General features: G+C 49.8%; 12 protein-coding genes. 10 read left to right on the top strand and 2 right to left on the bottom strand.

Annotated features, from left to right (window positions below):
- Positions 1 to 200, top strand: a 200-nt coding sequence (locus tag HMPREF9473_RS18915; protein WP_006781810.1) for a 4Fe-4S dicluster domain-containing protein, incomplete at its 5' end; no start/stop codon positions are given.
- 4 nt (positions 201 to 204) lie between these two features.
- Here HMPREF9473_RS18915 and HMPREF9473_RS18910 read toward each other — a convergent pair.
- A complete protein-coding gene (locus HMPREF9473_RS18910) occupies positions 205 to 1,017 on the bottom strand; it encodes a MerR family transcriptional regulator (RefSeq protein WP_006781809.1) in 813 nt (270 codons plus the stop codon).
- Positions 1,018 to 1,259: 242 nt separating this feature from the next.
- Here HMPREF9473_RS18910 and HMPREF9473_RS18905 point away from each other — a divergent pair, with 242 nt between their 5' ends.
- The 8 genes from HMPREF9473_RS18905 (at position 1,260) to yaaA (ending at position 10,108) form a co-directional block, all read left to right on the top strand.
- The gene (locus HMPREF9473_RS18905) at positions 1,260 to 1,778 is read left to right on the top strand and encodes a CarD family transcriptional regulator (RefSeq protein WP_006781808.1); all 519 of its coding nucleotides are present in this window, start codon (positions 1,260 to 1,262) and stop codon (positions 1,776 to 1,778) included.
- Between the two features lie 161 nt (positions 1,779 to 1,939).
- Positions 1,940 to 3,919 (top strand): BMP family ABC transporter substrate-binding protein, encoded by a 1,980-nt coding sequence (locus HMPREF9473_RS18900; RefSeq protein WP_006781807.1) that lies wholly within the window; start codon positions 1,940 to 1,942, stop codon positions 3,917 to 3,919.
- Positions 3,891 to 4,562 carry a metallophosphoesterase family protein gene (locus HMPREF9473_RS18895; protein WP_006781806.1) on the top strand — a complete coding sequence of 224 codons (672 nt, stop codon included), beginning with the start codon at positions 3,891 to 3,893 and terminating at the stop codon, positions 4,560 to 4,562. Before HMPREF9473_RS18900 ends, HMPREF9473_RS18895 begins: the two co-directional genes overlap by 29 nt.
- Positions 4,520 to 5,794: an MFS transporter gene (locus tag HMPREF9473_RS26470; RefSeq protein ID WP_006781805.1), complete on the top strand. Its 1,275-nt coding sequence runs from the start codon at positions 4,520 to 4,522 to the stop codon at positions 5,792 to 5,794. The genes HMPREF9473_RS18895 and HMPREF9473_RS26470 overlap by 43 nt, the downstream gene beginning before the upstream one ends.
- Before the next feature lie 29 nt (positions 5,795 to 5,823).
- Positions 5,824 to 6,741, top strand: coding sequence for a ketopantoate reductase family protein (locus tag HMPREF9473_RS18885; protein ID WP_006781804.1), 918 nt, complete (start codon positions 5,824 to 5,826; stop codon positions 6,739 to 6,741).
- A 33-nt stretch (positions 6,742 to 6,774) separates the two neighbouring features.
- Positions 6,775 to 8,415: a L,D-transpeptidase family protein gene (locus HMPREF9473_RS18880; protein ID WP_006781803.1), complete on the top strand. Its 1,641-nt coding sequence runs from the start codon at positions 6,775 to 6,777 to the stop codon at positions 8,413 to 8,415.
- A gap of 283 nt (positions 8,416 to 8,698) precedes the next feature.
- Positions 8,699 to 9,340, top strand: coding sequence for a DNA-3-methyladenine glycosylase family protein (locus HMPREF9473_RS18875; RefSeq protein WP_006781802.1), 642 nt, complete (start codon positions 8,699 to 8,701; stop codon positions 9,338 to 9,340).
- A 12-nt stretch (positions 9,341 to 9,352) separates the two neighbouring features.
- Positions 9,353 to 10,108, top strand: coding sequence for a peroxide stress protein YaaA (yaaA, locus tag HMPREF9473_RS18870; RefSeq protein ID WP_006781801.1), 756 nt, complete (start codon positions 9,353 to 9,355; stop codon positions 10,106 to 10,108).
- 99 nt (positions 10,109 to 10,207) lie between these two features.
- Here yaaA and HMPREF9473_RS18865 read toward each other — a convergent pair whose 3' ends face one another.
- Complete coding sequence (locus HMPREF9473_RS18865; protein WP_006781800.1) at positions 10,208 to 10,513, bottom strand: hypothetical protein; 306 nt, start codon at positions 10,511 to 10,513, stop codon at positions 10,208 to 10,210.
- A gap of 525 nt (positions 10,514 to 11,038) precedes the next feature.
- Between HMPREF9473_RS18865 and HMPREF9473_RS18860 the strand changes: the two genes are divergently transcribed.
- Positions 11,039 to 12,397 carry an ATP-binding protein gene (locus tag HMPREF9473_RS18860; RefSeq protein ID WP_006781799.1) on the top strand — a complete coding sequence of 453 codons (1,359 nt, stop codon included), beginning with the start codon at positions 11,039 to 11,041 and terminating at the stop codon, positions 12,395 to 12,397.
- Positions 12,398 to 12,451 lie beyond the last annotated feature (54 nt).

The following is a 12,451-nucleotide window of genomic DNA, read 5'->3' as shown; positions in this document are numbered from 1 at the left end:
GCGTAAGGGAGTGCCCGGTCCATGCCATTCCGAAGGAGGATATGACCAGGACGGACGAAGACATGTGTATCTCCTGCATGCGCTGTATCGCGGTCTGCCCAAGCGGTTCTCGGAAGCTGAATAAGGTGATGGTGAACGTGGCGGCGCAGAAGTTAAAAAAGGCATGCGCGGAGCCGAAACAGAATGAACTGTTTTTATAATTGATTACTGAAATGGAACCTGGAGTTCCGTCACGAACTTGGAGGAATCCCCGGTCATGCCGGAATCAATCATGGTGATTTCCAGAGAGTCCCCGGACAGGGCGGCGCCGGTCTGCTCTAAATATTCCAGCAGCCTGTCGTAATGTCCGGGGGCTTCCTGGTGGGTTCCCTGGAAGCGGATGGTGGCGTAGCGGCCCTGTGGCAGGATTTTCCTGGCGCCGTCGTAGGAGTCGCCTTCCTCCAGCACCACGAAGATGGAGGTGAAGCTGCCGTAGCTGCGGGACAGGAGATGCTCCCGGCTGACGGAGACGCCCACTTTACCGAGGAAGATGGCGGCATCCAGATGGTGGGTCCGCTCTAAGTCCCGGATGGGGTACTCCAAGTCCTCCGACATGGCAATTTCTTTTTTCAGCATGACCAGATGACGGGGAGGAAATGTTTTGACCACGATTTCCTCACAGTTGCTGTGGAGGGCGTCGTCAATCTGCTTGAGCCGGTTGGAGATTTTCTTCTCTATCAGCTCTAATTCCTCTTTTTTTCTCTGAACCTCCTGCTGCTGTTCCATAAGGATGGACAGCATGACGTCCACATCCCGGTGTCTCAAAAATTCCCCGATCTGCTGGGTGGAAATGTCCAGGGCGCGGAGGTATTTGATGGTGTTCAGCCGCTCAAACTGGCGGGTGGAATAGTAGCGGTAATTGGTGGTCTCATCGATATATTCCGGCTCCAAAAGCCCGATGTCATGATAATATCTCAAAGTTCGTATATTCAACCCAAAAAGGTTCGCCACTTCCCCAATAGTAAATAAATCTTTCACGTTTTTGTCAGTCCCCTCTTTTGTTTCTAATACTAAGTGTAAGGGAAAACATGGGAAATATCAATGATATTTCTATGCAATCTGCCCAACCATATCCTGCTCCATATCTGGAGAAAATGCCGAAAATGAAAGGAAAGTTTCAAATTCTTCTGACAATTGCCAAAAAAAGTGTTAGAATAGAAGTAGTATCCTGTGGATACTGTCGCGATTTGGTTGTTTTGAGTTCAGGAAGGAAGATTAGAATGTTTGAAAAAGGAGATTTTATCATCTATGAAACAGCAGGCACATGCAAGGTAACGGATATCCGCACCGTTGATATCGACGGAATATCCAAGGAACGTCTCTACTACGTATTGGAGCCGCTGGGGGACAGGGGAAGCAAAATCATGACACCGGTGGACAGCACCAAGAGTTTCATGAGAAAGATTCTCACAAAGGATGATGTATATCGCCTGATTGATGAGATGAAGAACATTGACCAGCTGGGAATCTTGGACGAGAAACAGCGCAAGGAGACCTACAAAGCCGCATTAAAGAGCTGCGACTGCCGGGCCTGGATTGGAATTATCAAGAACCTGTATTTAAAGAAGCAGGACAGAACCCTTCAGGGCAAGCGGCTGACCGAGGCGGACGAGCAGTTCTTCTCCAAAGCCAAGGAATACCTTTACGGGGAAATGTCGATCTCCCTGGGGATTCCCAAAGAGCAGGTGGAGGAATTTATCACCAATAGAATTGACGCGGAAGAAATGCAGCCAACCTAAGTTAACAGCAGATATGGTACGGGAAAGAAACAGGAGTCGGATATCACAATCCATGGCTCCTGAATTTTTTTCCCTTTCTTCATTCCCGTATTGCATGGAATCCACGGATTCTGTATAATGTTACTATTGGCACGCATTTATAGGCAGGAGGAGAACAGAGCATGGCATTGTATGATTACGCAGGCGCGTTAAAGCAGGGCAGGAAGCAGTATCAGGTTTCCATTCAGAAGGGCGAATACCCGTATCTCCCGGCGCTGGACGATATATTGTCCTACACGGAGATTGTGTCGGAGGTGAATCTGGGAATTATCGATATTCCACTGGAGAGAATCGTGGGAACCAGGACAAAGGGGCGGACCAGCGCCTTTGCCAACAATTTCATGCCGCTGTTAAGTGAAAAATCAGAATTTGGGGCCAAGTGGGCCTATCTGTACGACCACCAGATAGAAGAAGGCATTCATGACCCCATTATTGCATATGAATTTATGAACCAGTTTTATGTACAGGAGGGCAACAAGAGGGTCAGCGTTCTGAAATATTTAAATGCTTTCAGCATTTCCGGCCAGGTGACAAGACTGATTCCGAGACGGAGTGATGACAAGGACACAAAACTTTACTACGAGTTCCTGGACTTCTACCAGGTTTCGTTTAACTGCGATGTTTGGTTCAGCAAGGAGGGCAGCTACGCGAAACTTCTGGAGGCGATGGGCAAGGAGCCGGACCAGGTGTGGAGCGATGAGGAGCGGGAATATTTTAAGGCCGCCTACGACAGATTCTCCAAGGTATTTTCGGCAAATGGCGGCAATGCCATGGATTTGACCTGTTCCGATGCTTTTCTGGTATACGTGGAAATCTTCGGCTACGAGCAGGTGAAGGAGCGGACCGAGAGCGAGATTCAGAAGGATTTGGTGAAGATAAAGGATGAGATACTTCTGGCGGCCGGCGGCAGCAAGATTGCGTTGGTGGAGAAGCCGGAGGAGGTGGACGACGGTCCGGCCAGGAGAAAGAGCTGGTTTTTGCCTTCCATGAACCAGGAACCCAAGGACATGAAGATTGCCTTCATCCATGCCAGGACGGCGGAGACATCCAGCTGGACTTACGGGCACGAACTGGGGCGGAACTATCTGGAACAGGCCTTTGGCGGGAACATGCAGACCTTGATGTTTGATAAGGCGGACACCGAGGAGGAGACGGCGGCCGATATTGATCTGGCCATCGCCGCCGGCTGCGACGTCATTTTCACCACGGCGTCCCCCATGATAAATCCGAGCCTGAAGGCGGCCGTCCAGCATCCGGGCGTCAAGATATTCAACTGCTCCGTCAATATGTCCTACTCCTCCGTCTGCACCTACTACGGAAGGATGTACGAGTCAAAGTTTCTGATGGGCGCCATCGCGGCATCCATGGCCCAGTCGGATAAGCTGGGATATATCGCGGATTATCCCGTCTTTGGCACCATTGCCAATATCAACGCGTTTGCGCTGGGCGCCAGGATGATTAACCCATATGTGAAGGTGTATCTGGAGTGGTCCAGGTTGAAGAACGCCAGGAGCCAGGAGGCCCTTCAGGAGGAAGGGATTTCCTACATTTCCGGTGAGGATATGATAACGCCGAGGACGGCTTCCAGGGAGTACGGCCTCTACCACAAGGAAGAGGACGGAACTTGTGTTAACCTGGCAACGCCCATCCTTCACTGGGGAAAATTCTACGAGCGGATTGTGAAGGTAATCAGCCACGGTTCCTCGGAACTGAAAGGCATGAAGGGAAAACAGGCGGTCAACTACTGGTGGGGCATGTCGGCGGATGTGATTGATGTCATCTGCTCCCAGAATCTACCTCACGGCACCAACCGGCTGATCAGCTTCTTGAAGAGTTCCATCCGGGCCGGCAGTTTCCAGCCTTTTGACGGACTGATCTACTCCCAGGGCGGAGTGGTTCAGTGCAAAGAGGACGAGAGCCTGTCGCCACAGGAGATTATCACCATGAACTGGCTGGCGGAAAATGTAGTAGGACGGATTCCCGATTTTGATGAGCTGACACCGGAGGCCCAGTCACTGGTGCGTCTCCAGGGTGTGAAACTTGATGACAATGAGGATGCGGAGGATAAGCAGATTGAAGATACTGGTTCTGGCGGACAGTGAGTCCAAAAATTTATATGAATACTACGAGCCGGAAAAACTGCAGGATATTGACTTAATCATATCCTGCGGCGATTTGCGGCCTGGGTATCTCAGCTTTTTCGCCACATTTTCCCATGCCCCACTGCTCTACGTGCGGGGCAATCACGACGGCCAGTACAGCGAGAGGCCGCCGGAGGGCTGTATCTGCATTGAGGACAGCATTTACCGTTTCCGGGGCATTCGGATCATGGGGCTGGGCGGTTCCATGGAGTACATACCGGGGGCGGACAACCAGTATACCGAGCGCCAGATGGCCCGGAGGATACGGAGGATGGGAGGAAAGCTGCGGCGCAGCAGGGGGATTGATATCCTGGTATCCCACGCGCCGGCATTTCAGCTCAACGATATGGAGGACCTTCCGCACCGGGGATTTGACTGCTTTAACCGGCTGATGAAAAAGTATGAGCCGAAATATTTTGTACACGGACATGTTCACGCCAATTACGGCGGGAATTTCAAGCGGATTGACCAGTTTGGGACAACCACGGTTGTCAACGCCTACGAGTCTTATGTCATTGAGTATCCGGACAGCGAGTGTACCGTGGAGAATAGGGGAGTATTATGGAAAACGGTGGACAGAGTAAGACAGCGCAGTATGCTCTGATTCAGGGACTGTACTGGATGAGCTTCTGCATGATATTCGCCTATGCCAGTGTTTATCTGCTGGACAGAGGACTCAGCAACACGGCTATCGGGCTGCTGATTGGAATATCGGGAAGCGTATCGGCCATCCTCCAGCCATGGATTGGCGGTATGGCAGGGGATGGCCCCGGGAAAATGCCGCTGAAACGGATGATTATGCTTGGCTGCAGTTTGATGCTGCTGGTGGGGCTGAGTCTGTTTCTGGTTTCCGGAAACCAGGTGCTGACGGTGGTGTGCTATGGCGTTGGAGTCACGTTTCTCCAGGTGCTGACCCCGCTGGTCTATTCCCTTGGGATGGTGTGCATCAACCGGGGGGAGAAGCTGGACTTCGGGCTGGCGAGAGGGATTGGCTCCCTGGCCTACGCCGGGATATCCTATGTGGCCGGATTTATGGTAGCTTCGATGGGAACGGCGTTTATCCCGGCTTCTATCGCGGTGCTTTACGGGGGGATGCTGGCGGCTGTGTTTGCCTTTCGCTCCGGGGAAGAAGCGTCGGGGGGAAGAGTGTCCGGTGAAATGTCATCCGGTGAAATGTCTTCGCCAGGCGGTGGTGGCACGAAGGGCGAAGGGGATGGCGGGCCTGTGTCCGGCATGACGCTACAGCGAGAACATGGCGGGGAAGGACAGCAGGAAGTGTCATTTTTCAAGCGGTATCCCCGGTTTTTCATGCTTTTGTTGGGCGCCATCCTGGTGTTTGTCAGCCATAACATGCTGAATAACTTTGCATTTCAAATCATGGAGAGCAAAGGGGGAGGCAGCTCCGCCATGGGGACAGCCATTGCCCTGGCGGCGGCCAGTGAGCTTCCTACCATGTTTCTGTTCGGATGGATGGTGACGAAGGTGCGGTGCGATGTCTGGCTGAAGATATCGGGGCTGTTCTTTCTCATAAAAGCGGCGGCCACCGTGCTGGTGAGAGATGTGGCCGGCATGTATCTGATACAGGGACTTCAGATGTTTGGGTTTGCCCTGTTTGTGGTGGCTTCGGTTTACTATGTGAATATGATTATGAAGGATAAAGACCGCACGAAGGGGCAGGCGTTTATGACTATGACGAATACCCTGGGCGGCGTGCTGGGCTCGGCCTGCGGCGGGGCCCTGATAGATGGCTTCGGCATTCATACCATGCTGCTGGTGTCCACGGGTGTGGCGGCAGTGGGAATGGCGCTGATGAGCGGGGCGGTGAAGAGACGATGAGAACGGCATGACAGAGAGGAGACAAAAATATGGCAATTGAGAGAGTTGGCATCATCGGGCGGGGCGCGGTTGGCGTGCTGTACGGCAATCTCCTGAATGAGAAACTTGGGAAGGAGCGCGTGGGCTTTATCGCAGATGAGAAGCGGGCCAGCCAGTACCGGGATAACCCGGTATTCTGCAATGGCCGGATCTGCGATTTTACATATGCCAGCGACGGGAAATCCTACGGGCCGGTGGATTTGCTGCTGATTGCGGTGAAGTATCCGGTGCTGATGGAGTCGTTAGAAAGCGTGCGGGATTTTGTGGGAGAGGATACCATAATCCTGAGCCTGTTAAACGGTGTCACAAGCGAGGGCATCACGGAAGAAACGCTTGGCAGGGGTGTGGTGCTTCACTCAATCGCCCAGCTGATGGATTCCGTCAAGGCGGGGAATCAGGTGGAGTACACGAAGACCGGCGAGATTGTGATTGGCACCAACGATGAGGGAAAGGAACCTCAGCTGCGGGAGGTGGAAGCATTTTTCCGGGAGAATGGGATTCCTCATCATGTGGCGGAGGATATTATCTACGAGCAGTGGAGCAAGCTGATGTTAAACTGTGGCATCAATCAAATCTGCGCCGTATATGATATTCCATACAGAGGCTGCCAGAGCGGCCAGCCCTACCGGGAGGAATTCCGGGATACCATGGAGGAGGTGCGCCGGATAGCCGTGCTGGAGGGGATTCCTCTCAAGGAGGCGGATATCGAGCGCTGGCTGGTTGCCATAGACGGGCTGGATGCCGATTCCATGCCGTCCATGCGCCAGGATATGCTGGCGAAGCGGAGGACGGAGGTAGACCTGTTCTCGAAGACTATCATGGAATTAGCAAAGAAGCATGGGACGGAAGCACCGCTGAATACAAAGCTGTATCAGAAGATAAAAGAGTTGGAAGAAAACTTCAGATAATAATAGGAGCGGAGACAGAGCAGGAGATATGGAATGAGTAATCAGCAGAAACGGAATAACCAGGTGGAAGCTTACTGGACGCCTGTGAGGCAGGTGGAAGCATGCTGGGAGACAGCGCGGGCGAATCTTTGGAAACTGGTATTGACGGTGATGGTGCTGGCCGGCATCTGCGCCATGAATACTTGGGCGGAGGAGCCGGAGCAGTTTGTAAACGGGACCACAATTAACGACATCAGCGTCGGCAAGATGACTGTGGATGAGGCGAAAGCAAAGATACAAAAGACCTACACGGAGAGTTATAAGCTGTCCATCGTGGAAAAGGGCGGGAAGAAGGAGCAGATTGCCGGCGGGGATATCGGATATTCGGCGGCTGTGCCGGAGGGGCTTCAGGCGATTCTGGATGAGCAGAACGCCACAGGCCGCCGGTGGGGACCGTCCATCGACAATTCCCACACCATGGAGATACCGGCTGTCTATGACGAGAAGGCGCTGGAGGCGGCCGTTGGACGGCTGAACTGCATCAGCGGAAGTGAGATAGTGAAGACCATGGATGCGCGGGTGTCGGAGTACCAGGAGGGCCAGCCCTTCACCATCATTCCGGAGGTGCAGGGAAATGATGTGGACGAGGCCAGAGTGATGGCGTTGATAAAAGAAGCCGTGGCGTCGGGAAAACAGGAAGTGAACCTGGAGAGCGGCGGATGTTACCGCACCGTGAAGGTGAAAGCCAGTGACGAGAAGCTGAAAGCCCAGTGCCAGGTGATGAACCAGTGCAGGGATATGGTGATTACTTATACGTTTGGTGAGACGGCCGGTTCCGGGACAGCGGGCGAGGAAGCGTCAGCGGGCAGCGGAGCAAATGCAGTCGGAACCGTGGATGCGGGTACTGCTAGCGCTTCAGAGAATGTGGAAGCTGCTTCCGGCGGAAGTGTCGAATCTTCAACGGGAGCGGAAACTGCCGCTGGCGCCGCCAGAACCGAGGTCCTGACCGGTGAGACCATCTGTACCTGGCTCACAGGCACGGAGAACGGGGAAATCAGCGTCAACCGGGATTCAGCCGCTGCCTACGTGGCAATGCTGGCCGAAAAATATGACACAGCGGGAACCAGCAGAATATTCCACACCTCCACCGGAAAAGATGTGGAGCTGACCGGCCCCTACGGCTGGAAGATCGACCAGGCGGGGGAGATTGACGCACTGATTGCCGCCATCCGCACCGGCCAGAGCCAGACCAGGGAGCCGCTGTATGCCAAAAAAGCGGCGAGCCGCACCTTGCCGGACTGGGGAAACACTTACGTGGAGATTGATTTGGGCTCCCAGTATGTGTCCATGTTCCAGAATGGCGAGCGGGTATGGAGCTCCGGATGCGTTACCGGAAACGTCTCCAAAAACTACACCACCCCGGAGGGCATATACAGTCTGACCTACAAAGAGAAGAGCCGGGTTCTGCGCGGAGCCAAGAAGGCCGACGGAACCTATGAATACGAGAGCTACGTGGATTTCTGGATGCCCTTCAACGGCGGAATCGGTCTCCACGATGCCAACTGGCGTGGCCAGTTCGGCGGCACGATCTACAAAACCAACGGAAGCCACGGCTGCGTTAACCTGCCGCCGGTGAAGGCGAAGGATTTATATGAGCTGGTTTACACAGGGATTCCGGTTATCTGTTTTAATTGAGATGGGAATATAAAAATACCAGACAGGAACGGCGGATAATAAAAATCTGCGTGTTTCGGTCTGGTATTTTCTTTTGGCTGTCTGATAAAAGAATTTTGCAACTCTGTTTGTGAACTATGATTTACTGAAATCGGTTATCCTCCAGTTTCCTGACAACAATGGCTCTGGTTGTGGTATACTGGTGGTGCGGAGACGATAGGAAGAGATATAATAAATAGAGAGATAATGAATATAGAAATCATGGGAATAAAAATAATACGAACGGAGACAGGAGCGGCGGGATATGGCGTTTTTTGAATATGGGGAGAGGGAAATCCAGTATCTGACGGAGAAGGACAAGGTGTTGGGGGAGGCGATAGAGAAGATTGGGCATGTGGAGCGGAAGGTGAACCCGGATTTGTTTGGGGCGCTTGTCAGTTCCATTGTGGACCAGCAGATTTCCACGAAGGCGGGGCAGACGATCTGGAAGCGGATGTGTGACGGGCTTTCGGAGGTGACGCCGGAGACGATTGGGAAATGCCCGGTGGAGGAGCTTCAGGCGTTTGGGATTTCGTTTCGGAAGGTGGAGTATATCAAGAATGCGGCCAGGAAGGTGCTTGACGGGGAGTTGAATCTGGAAGCATTACATACCATGAGTGATGAGGAGGTCTGCCGGGAGCTGTCGTCCCTAAAGGGCGTCGGGGTGTGGACCGCCGAGATGCTGATGACATTTTCCATGCAGAGACCGGATGTGTTCAGTTTCGGGGATTTGGCCATCCACCGGGGGCTGCGGATGCTGTATCATCACAGGAAGATTGATAAAAAGCTGTTTGAAAAATACCGGAGGCGTTATTCCCCCTATGGCACGGTGGCCAGTCTGTATCTGTGGGCCATAGCCGGCGGAGCCATCGAGGGCATGAGGGATTACGCGCCGAAGAAAAAATAGGAGAATAGACACATGAAGATTATCATTTCCCCCGCGAAAAAGATGCGGGTGGACACGGACAGTATGGAGACGGTGGGCGTGCCGGTGTATGTGAAAGAGACGGGGCGGCTGCTTGAGGTTTTGAGGGGGTATTCGTTAGGGGAGCTACAGAAGCTGTTTGCGGCTAACGAGGATATTACCAGACTGAATTATGAGCGTTACCAGGATATGAATCTGGAGGAGCGGCTGACGCCTGCGGTGCTCTCCTATGTGGGCATTCAATACCAGTCCATGGCGCCGGGAGTATTTACATCGGAGCAGTGGGAGTATGTGAACCGTCATCTCCGTATCCTGAGTGGATTTTACGGAATTTTAAATGCATGCGACGGCGTGGTGCCCTACCGCCTGGAAATGCAGGCGAAGCTGCCGGTGGACGGCTGCCGGGATTTATACGAGTTCTGGGGAGACCGCTTATACCGTGAACTGGTAAAGGAGGATCAGGTTATCATCAATCTGGCCTCAAAGGAATACAGCAAAGCGGTGGAGCCCTACATAGAAAAGGATGTCACCTTCCTCACCTGCGTCTTCGCAGAAGAGCAAGCCGGAAAACCCAAAGTAAAAGCCACCGCCGCCAAGATAGCCCGCGGCACAATGGTCCGCTGGCTGGCCGAGCACCAGGTCCAGGATGTGGAGAAGATCAAGGAATTTGACGAGGGCGGGTATCGGTATTGTGGGGAGATGTCGGGGGAGAGGGAGTGGGTGTTTCTAAAGAATAACGATTTGCTGTAAAGAAGTAAGGCAAAGATGATAGAATATCATGGATTTAGAATTAGGACAGTGGATGCACATAACCAGTAGTTATCAGAATCCACTGTCTTTAAGCTGTATTTAATTAAGGCAGCAGATAAATTGCTTCATAAATTCTTTTATGCTGCCATTTTCGATTTTTTCCTGAACTAAGTCAAAAAATAATACCTCTATGACGTCCTTGATTGCTGGATTATTTTTATGTGTTTCAAGAAATACATAAAACAATTCATATAGAGCTTCCTTTTCCAAGTTTTTAATTGTATTTTGATAGGCCTTTAGGGAGATGGAGCCGCTATCATATGTGTTACAAATGATAGACCAGTAACCGGGATTATTCTTAACCCATGTATTCATTTTTTTGATTTGCTGGGTTCTTTTATTCATAAAAATTACCTCCTAATGTGTTTTGGGTAATAGATAAGTGCAATTTTATTATAACAGAAAAATATCAGAGAAAACTGATTTGACGGCAGAGTGACGGCGCGAAATTTTAGAAATACTTTACAAAAGAGAGCGGGTATTGTAAAGTGTTTATTATCAAGGGATTATTGAAGTAGAGAATGTGCTGCTACGCACCTTATGGGTCAAAAGAAATGTGGGAAGGGGTACACCCACCAATAATCCTTTGGTAAGCATATCTGATTGTATCTGGTGTAAAGAAGTGATTTGTGTTGTTGGTACAGTCATTTTTTTATTCTGTAAAATTTATAATCATAGGTGCGAGATTCCATAAAAATTGAGAATAGGCTTAAATAATGAATTCATGCTTGTAATAAAGGATATTTTCTGTTATATTAAGGATGTACGCAATGCGTACAAGACGATGAAATTAGTCAGATATTGTCTGACCAATTTGAAAATTAATAGTTTTCTGCTATAATATGGATATGATTGCGGAAAGGGGACTGTATGGAATTTAAGAGAACGATATACAGTGAATTGATGAAGTGGAAGGAGAGGCATACAGGCAGGGTACTTGAATTAAAGGGTGCCAGGCAGGTGGGCAAAACCTATATCCTCCAAAAATTTGCAAGAGAAAATTATAGCCATATGACTTATTTTAATATGGCAGAAGTGACGGGAAAACGTTTTTTGGAATGTCTGGCCTTGGCAGAGGAATGGAAACCTGGAATGCCACAACCCGAACATGAACTTCAGAAGGCGATGATATTATATGATGTGGATTTTAAAGATACAAGAGATACAATCATTGTGATTGATGAAATTCAGGAATCTTCACAGGTGTTTAATAAAACCAGGATGTTTGCCAGAACGCTTGCCTGTGATGTGATTATTACAGGTAGTTATCTTGGAAAAATACTTGATAAAGAATTCTTCCTGCCAGCTGGTGATCTCGATATTCTGGAGATGGGAACTTTGAGCTTTGAAGAATTCCTGGACGCTTCCGGTAAACTTGATTTGTTTGAGCAATTGGACCTCTATGGAAATTCACCACATGAAGGATATGATGAAATTAAGGAGTGTTTTTCTATATATGAACGCATAGGTGGTTATCCGGCTGTGGTAAGGACCTATTTTGAGACACATGATTTTGAAGAATGTGACAAGATTTTGCGGTCATTGCTGGAAGTCTTCACAAGAGAATCCAAACGGTATTTTAAAGAAATTATTGATGTGAATATTTTTGAAAAATTATTCGATGCAATAGGGAGGTTGATGATTAAAGAAAAGACCGGAGTGCGGGATTTGGTAGAAGAAATCAGTAAAATTGCATACCAGAGTGAGAGTGGAAGAATTACTAAGAAGATGGTAAATCATGCAATCGGATGGCTGGAAGAATCCCATATACTTGGCTATGCTGCTAAAAGTATAGATTGTAATTATTTGGATATTAAGGAAAATTGTCGATTGTATTTTTTGGATTTGGGTATAGCGTATACTTTTCTAAAGCAAGTCGGAGCAAGCGAGAAGGAATTGCAGGGGATTTTAGCAGAAAATTTTGCGTATTTGATTTTAAAACGTCATGTTCATGTTGACATTGCCGGAAACAACCCATGGTTTGCTATTTGGCAAAAAACCAAAGGTGAGTTGGATTTTTTTGTCAGAGGACAAGATGGTAAATCTTATGGAATCGAAGTAAAAAGTACAGATGAATCTGCTAAAACAGCTAGAGCAATATTTGATGCAAAGAAGTTAGATTATCTTTATTGCTTAAAGGGTGACAGTTATGGTGGAATTGCTGAAAATGGCAGGTGGTTAACAGTTCCGTTGTATTTGACACCAAGAATAAGGTTTGATCTTTCATAAGTTGAATAATTTGAAGATAACAGGAAGGTGGTCAATTGGCCACCTTCCTGTTAT

This window comes from Hungatella hathewayi WAL-18680 (genome assembly GCF_000235505.1).
In the GTDB taxonomy this organism is placed as follows: Bacteria; Bacillota; Clostridia; order Lachnospirales; family Lachnospiraceae; genus Hungatella_A; species Hungatella_A hathewayi_A.
The sequence above is the reverse complement of the archived record's forward strand: the minus strand, read 5'-3'. Positions and strand labels throughout refer to the sequence as shown.